The organism is Polaribacter sp. P097, assembly GCF_036864555.1.
Classification (GTDB): domain Bacteria; phylum Bacteroidota; class Bacteroidia; order Flavobacteriales; family Flavobacteriaceae; genus Polaribacter.
On record NZ_JAZETJ010000001.1, the window covers coordinates 1,403,602 to 1,420,487 of the forward strand.

At 31.9% G+C, this 16,886-nt stretch carries 12 protein-coding genes; 9 read left to right on the plus strand and 3 right to left on the minus strand.

Annotated elements, in window-relative coordinates; translation table 11 throughout:
* Window positions 1–39 precede the first annotated feature (39 nt).
* Window positions 40–462: a molybdenum cofactor biosynthesis protein MoaE gene (locus tag V7R38_RS06475; RefSeq protein WP_334056817.1), complete on the plus strand. Its 423-nt coding sequence runs from the start codon at window positions 40–42 to the stop codon at window positions 460–462.
* Between the two features lie 176 nt (window positions 463–638).
* Here the strand turns inward: V7R38_RS06475 and V7R38_RS06480 are convergent, their stop codons facing one another.
* Complete coding sequence (locus V7R38_RS06480; protein WP_334056819.1) at window positions 639–1,658, minus strand: COX15/CtaA family protein; 1,020 nt, start codon at window positions 1,656–1,658, stop codon at window positions 639–641.
* Window positions 1,659–1,755: 97 nt separating this feature from the next.
* Window positions 1,756–1,947, minus strand: a complete 192-nt coding sequence (locus V7R38_RS06485) for a cold-shock protein (protein ID WP_015481089.1) — start codon at window positions 1,945–1,947, stop codon at window positions 1,756–1,758.
* 396 nt (window positions 1,948–2,343) lie between these two features.
* Between V7R38_RS06485 and V7R38_RS06490 the strand changes: the two genes are divergently transcribed.
* The 7 genes from V7R38_RS06490 to V7R38_RS06520 all read left to right on the plus strand — a co-directional run bounded on the left by V7R38_RS06490 (window position 2,344) and on the right by V7R38_RS06520 (window position 14,465).
* On the plus strand, window positions 2,344–3,315 hold the full coding sequence (locus tag V7R38_RS06490) for a ribonucleotide-diphosphate reductase subunit beta (protein WP_015481088.1): 972 nt from the start codon (window positions 2,344–2,346) through the stop codon (window positions 3,313–3,315).
* A gap of 129 nt (window positions 3,316–3,444) precedes the next feature.
* On the plus strand, window positions 3,445–5,844 hold the full coding sequence (locus V7R38_RS06495; RefSeq protein ID WP_334056822.1) for a ribonucleoside-diphosphate reductase subunit alpha: 2,400 nt from the start codon (window positions 3,445–3,447) through the stop codon (window positions 5,842–5,844).
* 87 nt (window positions 5,845–5,931) lie between these two features.
* Window positions 5,932–7,266, plus strand: a complete 1,335-nt coding sequence (dgt, locus tag V7R38_RS06500; protein ID WP_334056824.1) for a dGTP triphosphohydrolase — start codon at window positions 5,932–5,934, stop codon at window positions 7,264–7,266.
* 9 nt (window positions 7,267–7,275) lie between these two features.
* The gene (locus V7R38_RS06505) at window positions 7,276–10,005 is read left to right on the plus strand and encodes a T9SS type A sorting domain-containing protein (protein WP_334056826.1); all 2,730 of its coding nucleotides are present in this window, start codon (window positions 7,276–7,278) and stop codon (window positions 10,003–10,005) included.
* 4 nt (window positions 10,006–10,009) lie between these two features.
* Window positions 10,010–10,432: a hypothetical protein gene (locus V7R38_RS06510; protein ID WP_015481084.1), complete on the plus strand. Its 423-nt coding sequence runs from the start codon at window positions 10,010–10,012 to the stop codon at window positions 10,430–10,432.
* Between the two features lie 175 nt (window positions 10,433–10,607).
* Window positions 10,608–11,012, plus strand: a complete 405-nt coding sequence (locus V7R38_RS06515) for a hypothetical protein (RefSeq protein WP_334056829.1) — start codon at window positions 10,608–10,610, stop codon at window positions 11,010–11,012.
* Complete coding sequence (locus V7R38_RS06520; protein ID WP_334056831.1) at window positions 11,013–14,465, plus strand: T9SS type A sorting domain-containing protein; 3,453 nt, start codon at window positions 11,013–11,015, stop codon at window positions 14,463–14,465.
* Between the two features lie 49 nt (window positions 14,466–14,514).
* On the opposite strand, the gene dxs is transcribed toward V7R38_RS06520, so the two are convergent.
* Entirely contained in the window at window positions 14,515–16,281 is a 1,767-nt protein-coding gene (gene dxs, locus V7R38_RS06525) for a 1-deoxy-D-xylulose-5-phosphate synthase (RefSeq protein WP_334056833.1), read from the minus strand.
* A 57-nt stretch (window positions 16,282–16,338) separates the two neighbouring features.
* Between dxs and V7R38_RS06530 the strand changes: the two genes are divergently transcribed.
* Window positions 16,339–16,788 (plus strand): nucleoside deaminase, encoded by a 450-nt coding sequence (locus tag V7R38_RS06530; RefSeq protein WP_334056835.1) that lies wholly within the window; start codon window positions 16,339–16,341, stop codon window positions 16,786–16,788.
* Window positions 16,789–16,886: the final 98 nt, after the last annotated feature.

Consider the following 16,886-nt stretch of genomic DNA (forward strand, 5'->3'; position numbering starts at 1 on the left):
TGACAAAGATACATTGCGAATTATTATTTTTGTTGATGTATGCAAAGAACTTCAATTAAAATTACTGCAGATAAATTAAATCTACAAGAATGTTATGCTTTTGTAGAAGATGATGTTTGTGGAGGAATAACTGCATTTATAGGAACTGTTAGAAATGATACAGAAGGTAAAGAAGTAAAACAGCTAGATTTTTCTACATACAAACCCATGGCTGTAAAAGAAATGCAGAAAATTGCAGATGCAGCTTTAGCTAAATTTGAAATCCATAAAATCGCCATACATCATGCAGAAGGTATGTTGCAAATAGGTGAAATTCCAGTAATTATTACAGCATCAGCTAAGCATAGAAAAGCGGCGTTTTTGGCCTGTGAATTTGCAATAGATACCTTAAAAGAAACTGTGCCTATTTGGAAAAAAGAATACTTTTCTGATGGTGAAGTTTGGGTAAATGCACATCCTTAGTATTCAGTATTCAGTATTCAGTATTCAGTGTTTTGGAGTGAAAATAGCGCTTTTTTTTGATTTTTTGCTTTAAATTTATTTTTGCTAACTGCTAACTGCTAACTGCTAACTGCTAACTGCTAACTGCTAACTGCTAACTGCTAACTGCTAACTGCTAACTTGCTAACTGCTAACTGCTAACGCTTAATCGTTTTTCTGCTCTGTAGCCATAAATAAAACTGCATCCCAAATAATAAAGCACCTGCCATTAAATGTATAGCTTGAGTACCAATAGGAATTTCTGCATAATACATTAAAATACCTGTAATTGCTTCTAGGAAAATTAGAAATACAATCCAATTAATTAATTTGTAGCCTAATTTTTTTATTTGATTGATGTAAAATAAGCCAAAGTTTACCAAAACAATTGCAATTGTAAACGATCTGTGAAAGTAAAATTTAAAACTTGGGTTCATTAAACTATGGTTCTTATTTTCGAAACCAAATAGTTTTACTTGCTCGTCTATAAATTGTCTTACTTGAGTACCCATTGCAATTTGTATCAAAGAAAATATCACAGAAACTATAAGTAATTTATTAAATAGTGAGTTATAAGGATAGGTTTTTTGATCTGAAATAATGTATTTTAAGTTCAAAAGAAGAGCAATAATTATCAAGCCAACAACCATGTGTATGGTTATAATAGTAGGTGTTAAGTTGCTCTCTATAACTGTTTTACCAAGCCAAGCTTCAAACAGCATCAAGAAAAAGGCACCAAAAGATAAAAAGGTGATGGTTTTATTCTCTTTCCAATATTTAGTAGAACCATAAATTAGAAACAGAAATACAAAGCCTGCTAATACCGATACTAGCCTATTGATGTACTCTGTCCAAGTATGATATACATTAAAAATGTTGTAATCATGTTTTGTGTATTCAGACCAATTATTAGCATCAAATTCATTAGATGTCGTAAGGTCTTTTTCAGCTACGAATAAAACTTCGTCTTTTATTATGATAAAGCCTTCTTTAAACTCGGTATTTGGTTTCCAAGTTATTTGCTCTTCAGATGTTGGTGGTATATAATAACCAAAACATTTAGGCCAATCTGGGCAACCCATTCCAGAACCAGTCATTCTAACAATAGAGCCTGCTAGAAAAATAAGGTACAGAGAAATAATAGCAATTTGTACAATTTGTGGAAACCTTTTTTTCATGCCTAATAAAATATTTATACAAAAATAAGGCAAAAAAAAGTCGCTTAAAAAAAATTAAGCGACTTGTTCTTATGTAAAAAAATTCTAAATAATATAATTAGATAACTCTAACGTCTACTGCGTTTAAACCTTTTCTACCTTCTTTCAGGTCAAATTCTACTGCATCACCTTCTCTAATCTCGTCAATTAAACCTGATACGTGTACAAAATACTCTGTTTTTGAACCGTCTTCAATTACAAATCCAAATCCTTTAGATTCGTTGAAGAATTTTACTGTTCCGTTTTTCACTTTGTTATAAATAAATGTTAATAATGAAACAAAGATACTATATAAAGGTCTATGTTTTGCATTTTCTAAAAATTAATCATTTTGTTTAACGTTAAAATTTAATTTTCTGAATTTTAATTCGTTTCAAAATTTAAAAAATAAAATTCTGAAGCGCGTTTTTAAGAATGTCAATAGAATTAGGCTTTAAGGATTTTTTAACATTTTAAAAAACTGATAATGAGATATTTATATAAATTTTAAAAATGGCTATTTTTTCTACTTTTTTTCATTTTGTTAAAAACTTCAAGGGATTTGTGAATAAGTAAGACTTTCTTTTTGGAACAAAATTTTCAATATTTGTAGAGGTCGTTCTTAACGATTAAATAACATTCAATAACGCTCAAATTACACAACACAATGTCTAAACAAGAACCAATTTTACAACCAAATGATAACCGCTTTGTAATTTTCCCTATTCAACATAACGATTTATGGGAATGGTATAAAAAACAGCAGGCTTGTTTTTGGACAGCTGAAGAAATTGATTTGCATTCAGATTTAGTAGACTGGACAACCAAATTAACAGATGATGAGCGTTATTTCATTAAACACATCTTGGCATTTTTTGCAGCATCAGATGGTATTGTAAATGAAAACTTAGCAGAAAATTTTGTAAACGAAGTGCAATATTCAGAAGCTAAATTTTTCTATGGTTTTCAAATCATGATGGAGAATATCCATTCAGAAACCTACTCTTTACTAATTGATACTTATGTAAAAGATGAAGTAGAAAAAGACAGGTTATTTAGAGCAATTGAAGTTTTTCCTGCAATTAAGAAAAAGGCAGATTGGGCTTTAAAGTGGATTGAATCAGAATCTTTTGCAGAGCGTTTAATTGCTTTTGCAGCAGTAGAAGGTATCTTTTTTTCAGGAGCGTTCTGTTCTATCTTCTGGTTAAAGAAAAGAGGTTTATTACCTGGTTTAACTTTTTCTAATGAATTGATTTCTAGAGACGAGGGTATGCACTGTGATTTTGCTGTGCACTTACACAACAATCACATTGTAAATAGAGTGCCAAAAGACAGAATTAAAGAAATCATTGTAGATGCCTTAGACATTGAAAGAGAGTTTGTAACAGAGTCATTACCAGTAAGTTTAATTGGTATGAATGCAAAACTTATGACACAATACTTAGAATTTGTAACAGACAGGTTATTGTTAGAATTCGGTTGTGAAAAAGTATACGATGTTACCAATCCATTCGATTTTATGGAAATGATTTCTTTAGAAGGTAAAACAAACTTCTTCGAAAAAAGAGTATCAGAATACCAAAAAGCTGGAGTAAAATCTGGTGGAACAGGTAGTATTAGTTTCGATTCAGATTTCTAGATTTAAGTAACTAAATCTTCAAAAAATAAATTCCTTCTGATGATTTCTTGTCAGAAAAAAATAAAAAGCCGCCAAATGTGGATGTTTTGTCGGCTAAATAAATTAGTAATAAATTAAACAAACAAACCTATGTACGTAGTTAAAAGAGATGGCAAAAAAGAGCCAGTGATGTTCGACAAGATCACTGCTAGAGTAAAAAAAATGTGTTATGGATTAAATAAAATTGTTGATCCTGTAAAAGTGGCCATGCGTGTTATAGAAGGTTTGTATGATGGTGTAACTACTTCAGAGCTAGATAATTTAGCTGCAGAAACAGCTGCAACCATGACAACTGCTCATCCAGATTATGCAAAATTAGCTGCAAGAATTGCAGTTTCTAACTTGCATAAAAATACTAAGAAGTCATTCTCAGAAACTATGGATGATTTGTATTTTTATGTAAATCCACGTACAGAAAAAAAGGCACCTTTATTAGCAGATGATGTGTATGAAATTATCAAAGCAAATGCAGAAAAGCTAGATTCTACCATCATTTATAATAGAGATTTTAACTACGATTATTTTGGTTTTAAAACATTAGAACGTTCATACTTATTAAAGTTGAATGGTCAAATTGCAGAACGTCCACAGCACATGTTAATGCGTGTTTCTATTGGTATTCATAAAAATGATATTGATGAAGCAATTGCAACTTACGAGTTAATGAGTAAAAAATATTTTACACATGCAACTCCTACTCTTTTTAACTCAGGTACACCAAAGCCACAAATGTCTTCTTGTTTCTTATTACAAATGCAAGATGATAGTATAGAGGGTATTTACGATACATTAAAACAAACAGCTAAAATTTCTCAGTCAGCAGGAGGTATAGGTTTATCTTTACATAATATTAGAGCTACAGGTTCTTACATTGCAGGTACAAATGGTACAAGTAATGGTATTGTACCAATGTTACGTGTTTTTAATGATACAGCACGTTATGTAGATCAAGGTGGAGGTAAGCGTAAAGGTTCTTTTGCAATGTATTTAGAGCCTTGGCATGCAGATATTTTCGACTTTTTAGATTTAAAGAAAAACCATGGTAAAGAAGAAATGCGTGCAAGAGATTTATTCTATGCAATGTGGATTTCAGATTTATTTATGAAACGTGTTCAAGAAGATGGAGAATGGACATTAATGTGTCCTCATGAGTGTCCTCATTTATATGATACTTATGGTGAAGAGTTTGAACGTTTGTATACAAGTTACGAAGCTGCTGGTAAAGGAAGAAAAACCATTAAAGCACGTGAATTATGGGAGAAAATTCTAGAATCTCAAATTGAGACAGGAACTCCTTATATGTTATATAAAGATGCAGTAAACAGAAAAACAAACCAGAAAAATTTAGGTACAATTCGTTCTTCTAACTTATGTACAGAAATTATGGAGTACACTGCAAAAGACGAAGTTGCTGTATGTAACTTAGCTTCTATAGCATTGCCAATGTTTGTTTCTGAAAGAGAAAATGGAGAAAAATACTTCAATCACAAAAAATTATTTGATGTAACTAAGAAAGTTACTCGTAATTTAGATACAGTTATCGATGCAAACTTTTACCCAGTAAAAGAAGCAGAAAATTCAAACTTCAGACACAGACCAGTTGGTTTAGGTATTCAAGGTTTAGCAGATACATTTATCAATTTACGTTTGCCTTTTACAAGTGATGAGGCTAAAAAATTGAATCAAGATATTTTTGAAACAATGTATTATGCTGCTGTAACTTCTTCTATGGAAATTGCAAAAGCAAAAGAACCATATTCTACATTTAAAGGGTCTCCAATGTCTGAAGGTGAATTCCAATTTAACATGTGGGGGGTAAATGACAATGAATTAAGTGGAAACTGGGATTGGGATAAATTGCGTAAAAACGTAATGAAATATGGAGTTAGAAACTCTTTATTAGTTGCACCAATGCCAACTGCATCAACATCACAAATATTAGGAAACAATGAAGCGTTTGAGCCTTATACTTCTAATATTTATACAAGAAGAGTTTTATCTGGTGAGTTTATTGTGGTAAACAAACACTTATTAGAAGACTTGGTAGAATTAGGTCTGTGGGATAATGATATGAAAGAAAGCATTATGCGTGCAAATGGTTCTATACAACACATAGAAGAAATTCCTGCAGAATTAAGAGAATTGTATAAAACTGTTTGGGAAATGAGTATGAAAGATATTATTGATATGGCACGTCATAGAGGATACTTTATCGATCAATCTCAATCTTTAAACTTATTCTTAAAAGATCCAGATTATGGTAAATTAACATCAATGCATTTCTATGCTTGGAAATCTGGATTAAAAACAGGAATGTATTACTTAAGAACTAAATCTGCAGTAAATGCAATTCAGTTTACGGTTTCTAAAGAGAAAAAGGCAGAGGTTATTGAAGAAGAGAAACCAATGACGCCTGCAGAATTTAAAGCAATGGTAGATGCTTCTAAAGGAGCAGGGCCAGATGATGATTGTTTAATGTGTGGATCTTAAACCAAACTTTAAATAAATTAAAAGTTGATAAAAAGAGAGGTAGAAATGCCTCTCTTTTTGTATTTTCGGTAATCTTAAATTTTAAAAATGAACTGGGAACAATTACTCTCTCTAAAACGTTTTGGTGATACTCAAAAAAGACCAAGAATTGCACAAGATGAAACACGTTTAGGTTTTGAAGTAGATTTTGATAGAATCATATTTTCATCAGCATTTAGAAGTCTACAAGACAAAACACAAGTAATACCATTATCAGAAACCGATTTTGTTCATACACGTTTAACACACAGTTTAGAAGTTTCTGTTGTAGGTAGAACTTTAGGTAGAAGAGTAGGTAAAGTATTGCTAGAACGTCATCCAAACTTAGTTGAATTAGGCTATACATTTAACGATTTTGGAGCTATAGTTGCAGCAGCCTCTGTAACTCACGATATTGGGAATCCTCCTTTTGGTCATTCAGGAGAAAAAGCCATTGGCGAGTATTTTAAAACAGGAAAAGGGTTACAGTACAAAGAGTATCTTTCAGCAAAAGAATATCAAGATTTAGTAGATTTTGAAGGTAATGCAAACGGATTTAAGATCTTAACCGAATCTAGAGAAGGTATCTCTGGAGGTCTGCGTCTTTGTTATGCAACTTTGGGTGCGTTTTTAAAGTATCCTAAAGAGAGTTTACCTAAAAAACCAACCTCTCATATTGTGGATAAAAAGTACGGTTTTTTTCAATCGGATAAAGAAGCTTTTATAGATGTTGTTGCAGAATTAGGTATGAAGCCTAAAAATTTAGAAGCCAATTCATTTTACAGACATCCTTTAGCATATTTGGTAGAAGCTGCAGATGATATTTGTTACACGATTATTGATTTTGAAGATGGTATAAACTTAGGTTTAATCGAAGAAGATTATGCATTAGAATACATGTCTAAATTAATTCATGGCATCAATAGAGACAAATATTATGCTTTACAACACACCAAAGATAGAACAGCTTATTTAAGAGCAATAGCAATTAATGCTTTAATTGATGAGGCTGTAACTATCTTTTTAGATAATGAACTGTCCATTTTAAATGGTGATTTTAAAAATTCTTTACTAGACAAGTGTAAGTATGAGGCACAAATTAATGACATTATAAAAATAAGTATCGATAAAATTTACAAGAGTAAAGAGGTGCTAGAGAAAGAAGTTGCAGGTTATCGAATTATTGGCGATTTATTAGATGTTTTTATAACTGCCATTAATAATAATTATAATAACAATAATAGTAATTATGACAACTTATTAGTAAATTTAATGCCTCAAGAATTCGTTAGTGAATCTGATAGTCAATATGATAGAATCATGGCTATTTGTACTTACGTTTCGAGGATGTCTGATAGCTATGCAATTAGACTAAGAAGAAAAATTTTTGGAAATATATTTTAAAATAAACAAATGAAAAAAATCTACAATGTAATGCTTGTTGTTTTTACAATGAGTTTGGTTTTGTCTTGTAACGTTAGTAACAATGATGATGCAAAATTGCCTAAAAAGAAAAAGAAAACCTTAGCCGAAAAAGCAGAGGATACAGAGGCTAGATGGTTGCATGAATTTGACATGCAAAAGAACCCTAAAACAGGGTTGATTCCAGAAACGGAAAAGAATAAAGAATTAGAAACTGCTTTTATTGAAAAACAAAAAAATGTAGCTAAAAAATCTGCAGCTTATGATTTTGTAAGTAGAGGGCCTTCTAATTTAGGAGGTAGAACAAGAGCCTTAAAAATAGATTTGTCTGATGCTACAGGTAACACAATGATAGCTGGTGGTGTGAGTAGTGGTGTTTTCAGAACAACAAATGGTGGTGCAACTTGGACCAAAGTTTCTGGTTTAAACGACATACATAATGTTACAGCAATTGCTCAAGATCCTAGAGCTGGTTTCCAAAATATTTGGTACTATGGAACAGGTGAGTTAAGAGGAAACAGTGCAGGAATACAAGAAAGCTATTTAGGAAATGGAATCTGGAAATCTACAGATAGTGGTGTAACTTGGCAACAATTACCAGCAACAGCTAATGGTACTTTTCAAGTTTTTGATAACTTTTTTGATTTTGTAATTGATTTAGAGGTACACCCTACAACAGGTGAATTATTTGTAGGTACAGCAGGTAAAATTTATAGAATGGCAGAAGGTGGCCCAGTTGTAGAATTAGAATTAACAGATAATGATACAGGTTGGACAGATATAGTTATTGCTAGTACAGGTAGAGTTTATGCATCTTTAGATGGTAGTGGTTCTATTAGCAGAGGTGTTTACACATCAGCTACAGGAAATGGAAATTGGCTACAAATAAATCCTACTTCAGCAGACTTTACACCTTCAAATAGAATTACAATGGCTTTAGCGCCATCTAATGAAGATATTTTATACATTTTGTATAACAATGGTGAAAGTAATAGAGAAGGAAACAGAGTTCCTGAAGCAGATTTATGGCAATACAATGCTGCTACAACTACATGGACAGATTACAGCAGTAAATTACCAGATGATCCTAGTGGAGATAGTGATGGTAATGATCCATTTTCAATTCAAGGTGCTTATGATTTAGTAATTTCTGTTAAGCCAGATGATGAAAACTTTGTAACTATTGGTGGTACAAACGTGTATAAAATTGCAGACATCACTACAGATGACACTTTTAAAAGAATTGGTGGTTATAGAGGAGCAGCAACATATGCAACATATAATGAAGGAGGTGTAGATCATCATCCAGATATTCATGCATTAACATGGAGCATAACAGATAGTAATGTATTCTTTACAGGTACAGATGGTGGTGTGCACAAAACAAATAATATCAATTCTAATTTTGTTCAGTGGGAGAATTTAAATAATAACTATTTAACCTATCAATATTACCATGTTAATATGGTAAATGAGGCTGGAAACGATTTTATAATTGGTGGAGCACAAGATAATGGTACTACAATTGGTGGTTTAGAAGCTGGTAGTGCAGATGCTGCTACCATGATTGATTTATTTGGTGGTGATGGTGCTGCAGTTGCAGTAACACCACAAACAGGTTTATTGGCAGAAGGCTATACTACGTATGTAACAACTCAAAATGGTTCTATGTACAGAGGAACAGGAACTAATATTACAGCAACTATAACTCCAACTACTGGTGGAGAAGCATATCCTAGTCAGTTTGTGACTTACTTTCATATGGATCCAGATAATCCATCAACCATCTATTATGCAAGTAATGGAAGTTTGGTAAGAACAAACGATGCTCCAAATGTGACTAGTACAGAATGGACCTTAGTAGGTAGTACTCAGTTCTCAGAAAGAATTACAACTTTTGAAACAACTAGAGGAACTTATGATCCAGCAAATAGTTACCTATTTATTGGTGGTAGAGGTGGTAATATATTTCGTTTACAAGATCCAATTAATGCTACTGATTTATCAACTTTAGTAAAAATTACTCCTGATGAAGTGGTTATTGATCCTGTTGAAACCAATAATGGCCAATATACATCAGATATTGCTGTGCATCCAACAAACCCAGATATTGTGATGGTTACTTACGCAAGTTATGGAGATGATATTAGAAACATTTTCATTACCAACAATGCAACTGCTGCAACTCCAACTTGGACAGAGGTTGAACGTAACTTAGAGGCATTTTCAGTTAGAGCTGGAGCAATAGCTTCAGTAAATGGAGTAACTACTTACTTTGTAGGTACTGCTAGAGGTTTATATAGTTCAGATGATCCTACAACTGAAGATTGGGAATTACAAGGTGCAAATACAATGGGTATTCCAGTTGTAAGTGGTTTAGTCTATAGACCATCAGACAATATTTTATTAATGGGTACACATGGAAATGGAATTTATCAAGCCGATTTAAATAGTCCTTTATCAATAAGTTCAAATACGATAGACGATGTAACATTGGCAATGTATCCAAATCCAACTCAATTTAAATTACAGTTTGGCTCTAATGATATTGAATTATCTAACGATACAAAGTTCGCTGTTTATGATATTAGAGGTAAAGAGGTTTTAAAAGGTCTTTTAAATGAAAAATCTATAGATGTATCTAGTTTAACCAAAGGTGTTTACATTGTAAAGTTGAATGAAAATAATAGAGCAATTTCTAGAAAATTTGTAAAAAACTAAACCTATGAGAATTCTATTTTCATTCTTTTTAGTGGTTTTAATGTTTGGTTGTAAATCGCAAGACTATACTTTGGTAAAAGATTACGATTTGCAATTAAAAGAAGGGATTTATAAAGAAATTCCACCTGCAATTGCAGATGAGGATGCCTACATTCAAGTAAATCTAAACTTTAATAAGTTTGATACAAATACTTATGAGTTGATGGCTATCTATTTTAAAAACCAAATTGTACCTTCTAAAAAGAATACAGAAAAGTTTAGTATTTCAGGTAGTATCAATAAAGAACTTACGTTAAAAGCAAACGAAGATTTTCCTTTTGAATTACAACCGAACGAAGTTGTTTTATCTTATAAGAAAAATAATAAAATTAAATATGCTAAATATACTATTGATAGAAAAATTTCTATGGATGATATACCTAGATAATAGTTAATTTAAAAACAAAAAAAGGAGGCATAATAGCCTCCTTTTTTTGTTTACTATAATTTGACTTTTTGTTTAAGCTAAAAATTAGGAAAAGCTAAAAAATTAACAATTATCTTGATTTAGTTTTAAGTTTTTAGCTTTATTTTTACTAGAAATATCAAATACTCAATAAAATATGCTAAAAAGAGTAAGTTTACCCTTAAAATTGCTACTATTATTTTGCTTTCTTACTTCATGCAAATGCAATAAATTATCTACTGATTCAGAGCAAATTAAAGAAACTACTAGCAAAGACATGATTGTAGAGCAGAATTACAACAATAACAAAACCTATATTTTAATTACAAGTTATAAAAACGATTTAACTGCAAGAAAAATTATCGATTATAAAGTTTTAAATGCAGCTGATAAAAAAGTTCTAAAAACAGGCAAGTTCGAAGGCACAAAATTGATTTGGCATTCAAATACGCAGTTAATAGGATACCCACATGTTGGAATGATTAAACAGGATAGTGATGGTGTTTTGTTAGAAAATGATTCAAAGAATAAAGAGAATAGTATAATAATAGAAATAAAATAAATGAAAAAAGTTAACTACCTTTTAATCGCACTTTTAAGTGTAATCTCTATTTCTTGTAATATAGAAAACAAGAAAGAAACTAAAACTTCTTCTGAAACTAAAATTAAAGTCATTAATGAAAAGAAGACGAAGAAAAGTCCAAATACAAGCCTTAAAAAGGGTATTGAACACATGGCAGATTATCAAAAGGAAATTAGAAAACCTATTGATGCTGAAAAATCTACTTATAAAAATGGCTATTTAATAGAAGAATTTAAAAAGGCTAGAAAACGAAGAACACCTAGCAAAAGCGCCAAAGAAATTACAGCAGTTTTTACAGAACGAGGGCCTGCAAACGTACCAGGAAGAACTAGAGGTATAGCAGTAGATCCTACAGATGCAAACAGATGGTTTTTTGGTACAGTAGGTGGTGGAGTTTGGCTTACAGAAGATGCAGGAACTACGTTTACTAATATAACAGATAGTACAATTCCTAACTTGGCAACTTCAACCATTGTTATTAGTCCTCAAGACAAAAATACACTATATGTAGGTACAGGAGAACCTTATGGTAACTTGGGTGCTATTGGTGGCTCAGGTGTTTATAAAACTACAGATGGTGGTGCTACTTGGACTAATTTGCCAAACACCGCTAATTTTGGAGATGTAGGTAGAATTATACTTAATCCAACAGATAAAAACAATGTACTTGTGGGTACAACTAGCGGAATTTATAGAACTACAGATGGTGGTGCTACTTGGTCTCAAACTTATGTTTCTTCTGATACTGTAGAAGATTTAGATGCAGATCCTACAGATTTTAATATTCAGTATGGTTCAGTGGGTAATTTCGGAATCGTAAAAAGTACAGATGGTGGTTTAACTTGGTCTACTTCTTTTGATAGAGCCAATTTTAATCCAAGTCATGGTCGTTTTGAATTGGCAGTATCTGCTGCAGATAGCAATTACATTTATTTAAGTGTTTATTCTGCAAGTGGTGGTACTTATACCAATACAGATTTTTATGTTTCTTCAGATAAAGGGGAGTCATATACAAAGTTAACAACCACAAGTCCTAATGCAAATTTAGTTACAGGTCAAGGTTGGTATGATAATATTATTATGGCACATCCTTATGATGTAAATACGTTTTATGTTGGTGGTGTAGCTGTATTTAAAGTAACTGTAACTGGTACTACTTTTAGTTTTCAATCCATAGCATCTGGTTATGATAGCACTCAAATAAATGATGAAGTTCATGTAGATCAGCATGGAATGAGTTACATTCTTGGAAGCAATCAAGAATTTAGAATTTTGTTGGCAAATGATGGTGGAGTTTATAGTACAGATTTTAGTGTAAATCCAGGGGCCATAGATGGTTCTTGGTCTGCAACTGTAGCAGGTAAAAATAGTACTCAATTTTATGCAGCTACAAAACAAAATGGAGAAGACAATTATATAGCAGGTGCTCAAGATAATGGTTCTTGGATTTCTTCTGGAGACAATTCAAGCATTACTAAATCGTATCAAAAAATATTAGGAGGAGATGGTTTTGAAGCTGTTTGGCATTACAACAAACCAGGTAATTTTATAGTAGCATCTCAAAACTACGGTAATATTGGTAGATATATAGATTATAATGGAGCGTTAACTAGTTTTGATGATTCAGGAAATGGAAGTTTATCTCCTTTTTACTCTAAATTATCTAACGTAGATAACAATCCAAATGTAGTATTTGCGATTTCAACAAACGGAGTTTGGAGATCTACAGATTTTGGTGGTTTTTGGAGATTAAGTAGTATTTCTAATAATTTTGCACCAAGTGCTTCTAGTGCTTTAAATGTAGAATCATCTACTGCAAACCCAAATATAGTTTGGGCAGGTGCAGCAATGACAGAAAGTGGTTCTTATGTAATGCATGTATCACAAGACAATGGTCAAACATTTAGTGCAACAGGCGTATATGACAATCCAAATGGAGATCAAAACTTGTTCATTACAGGAATTGCTCCTTCTTACACAGAAGCAAACAGAGCTTACGTTTCATTCGCTTCTCAAGGTGCAGCAAAAATTTTAAAAACAGAAGATTTAGGTCAGACTTGGACAGATATTTCTGGCTTTGCAAATAGAGAGTTAAGAGGTTTTCCAGATGTAGCAGTTCACTGTGTTTTAGAGATGCCTTTTGACGAAAATGTAATTTGGGCAGGTACAGATATTGGTATTGTAGAAACGTTAGATGGTGGTACAACTTGGAATATGGTTAATGGCTTTATACCTGTGGCTACTTACGATCTTAGAATCGTAAACGATCAAGTTGTGATTTCAACTTATGGTAGAGGAGTTTGGTCTGCTACAGTAACAGAATTAGCAAGTTATACTTTGCCTGCATATTTAGTAGCGCCAGATGTTGCTTTAAGACAAAAAGGTATTGATGATTCAAGTACAATTGTAGAATACAATGCAACTGTAGAAGATGTAACAAGAGCTAAGTTTTTTGTAGATGATGTAGAAGTAGATCAAGTAATTCAAGATTATACTACAGGTGTAACTTATACGTTTGAAACAGCAGCATTATCTGAAGGAACTCATAAAATTGGAGTGCAACTTTTTGATGATAATGTTGGTTTAGAAACTGGTATTGCTGAAGAGTTTGTAAATATTATTAATTTTAATGCGCCAGCTTCAAATGTAAATATTGCACAGTTCGAAGAATCTGATGTGTATACTTTAGATGGTGGTTTCAAAATTGATAACGCACTTTATTTTACTGAAGATGTTTTAAATTCAGCAGAACATCCTTATGTTGCCAATAAAACGTATACTACCATTTTAAAGCAACCTTTAGTTATTTCTCAAGGTAGTAATACCTTAACCTATACAGATGTTGCAATTGTAGAACCGTATACAGATAATTTGGCTGATTTGACTTCTTTCTACGATTATGTAACAATAGAAGCTTCTACAGATTTACAAAACTGGGTAACTTTAGATAAGTATGATGCTAGAAGATATTCTGATTGGTTAAGTACTTATAATGATCCTTTTGCAGTTTATACAGACAATCTTTTTAAAACGCAAACCATCAATTTAATTGATAAAGGTTTAGTTGCTGGGCAAACTGTAGTTTTTAGATTTAGATTGGTTACAGATGCAGGTGTAAATTCATATGGTTGGGCCATAAAATCTATAAATGCAGCAACAGCTTCTGTACAAGATGTTATTGATAATAAAGAGTTGTTTGCAGTATATCCTACAGTTTCAAATGGTAATTTTACTATTTATGCAGGTGATAGTTTTGCAAAAACAAAAATTAAAATATATGATGTTTCTGGAAGAGAAGCTTATAATTCTACTGTAGATTTTAGCTCACAGAAAGAAAAACAGATGAGCATTAATTTAAATGCAGGGATGTACATTCTGAATTTAATTGATGATAAAGGAGTAAGGACTTCTAAGAAAATAATTATTCAATAAATAACTGTTGATTACCACAAAAAAAAGGCACTTTTAAAGTGCCTTTTTTTTATGTTTTAGAAAATAATTTAGTTAAAGATTTAACATCTAAACCTATTTCTTTTTGTAACTCTAAAATGCTTCCATGCGTTATAAAATTATCAGGAACACCAATTATTTTAATATCGTTTTTAAAACTATTTTTGGCAGTAAATTCTACAATAGCTGAACCAAAGCCACCTTTTACTGTACCATCTTCAATAGTAATAATTTTAGAAAATTTGCGAAATATGGTTTCTAATAACTTTTCATCTAATGGTTTTACGAACCGCATATCATAATGAGCAATGATCTCTTTATTATTTGAGTTTGCAATGGCTTCTATAATATTTTCACTAATTGTACCAACAGAAAGTACAGCTATTTCAGATCCTTCTTTTAGGCAAAGCCCTTTACCTATTTCAATTTTAGAATACCCTACTTCCCAATTTTTAATTTTTCCATATCCTCTAGGATATCTAATTGCAATCGGATTTTCTAAACTAAGCTGAGCTGTGTACAAAATATTGCGCAATTCAATTTCATTTCTAGGAGCAAAAACAATTAAGTTAGGAATACATCTTAAGTAAGCAATATCAAATACACCATGATGCGTGGCACCATCTTCACCAACCAAACCAGCTCTATCTAAGCAAAAAATTACAGGTAAATTTTGCAGGGCAACATCATGTATAACCTGATCATAAGCTCGCTGTAAAAATGTAGAATAGATATTACAAAAGGGCACTAAACCCTGAGTAGCCATTCCTGCTGCAAGCGTAACTGCATGTTGTTCTGCAATACCAACATCAAAAGTTCTATTTGGTAATTCTTGCATCATTAACTTAAGAGAACTACCAGTTAACATTGCTGGCGTAATTGCCACAACTTTAGAGTTCTTTTTAGCCAATTCTAAAACAGTTTTACCAAATACGTCTTGATATTTGGTGAATGAATTAGCCTCTTTAGGCAATCGTTCACCAGAAATTTTATCAAATTTTCCTGGTGCATGATAGGTAATTTGATCTTCCTCTGCCTTTTGTAAACCTTTACCTTTAGTAGTAATAACGTGCAAAAATTTAGGGCCTTTAACCTGTTTTAATCGATCTAATTCCTTGAGTAATTTAGGTAGATCATGGCCATCTACAGGACCTGAATAATCAAAATTTAAGGCTTTGATAATGTTGTTCTGTGCTGCTAATTTTTTATCAGTCTTAACTCGCGTTAAATATTCTTTTAAAGCACCTACTGAAGGGTCTATACCTATCGCATTATCATTTAAAATAATCAGGATGTTTGCTTTAGAAACTCCTGCATGATTTAAGGCTTCAAAAGCCATTCCACTTGCAATAGAAGCATCTCCAATAACAGCAATATGATGTTTATTTGTTTCACCTTTTAAATTTGATGCTATAGCCATGCCTAAAGCTGCAGAAATAGATGTAGAGGAGTGGCCAACTCCAAAAGTATCAAAGTTGCTTTCTTGTCTAGAAGGAAAACCAGCAATGCCTTTAAATTGTCTATTGGTATGAAAAACTGCTTTTCTATCGGTTAAAATTTTATGGCCATAAGCTTGATGACCTACATCCCAAACTAATAAATCATTAGGGGTGTCAAATAAATAATGAAGTGCAATAGTTAATTCCACAACACCTAAGCTCGCTCCTAAATGACCTTCTTTTGTAGCCACAATATCTATAATAAAAGCTCTTAAATCTTTTGCCAATTCAGGCAATTGATCTGCATTCAGTTTTCTTAAATCTGAAGGGTTTGATATGTTGGCTAATAAGTTTTTCATTAGATTACAAAAATACAATATCAAATTTTGTAATATTGGTTTTTTAGATTCAAAAACATGATTGAACCTTTTGATGATACCTATTTCATGAAAAAAGCCTATCAAGAAGCAGAAATTGCTTTTGATAAAGGTGAAATTCCTGTTGGTGCTGTAATTGTGTTAAACAACCAAATAATTGCAAGAGCGCATAATTTAACAGAAACCTTAAATGATGTAACTGCACATGCAGAAATGCAAGCATTTACAGCAGCTGCTAACTTTTTGGGTGGTAAATATTTAAAAGATTGCATTTTATATGTAACTCTAGAGCCTTGCCAAATGTGTGCAGGTGCAAGCTATTGGTCTCAAATTCAAAAAATTGTGTATGGAGCTTCAGAACCAAAAAGAGGTTTTGTGAATCTTGGTACACAATTGCATCCAAAAACAAAAGTAACATCAGGTATTTTAGAGAATGATTGTTCTCTGCTGTTAAAACGATTTTTTATTGAGAAAAGAAACCTGAACTAACAGTAAACTGTTAAAATTTTAACAAACATTTCTTAAAAAATTTGCAGTGTTAATTGTTTTGGTCAACTTTATAGATAATTCAAACTAATCTTACATTT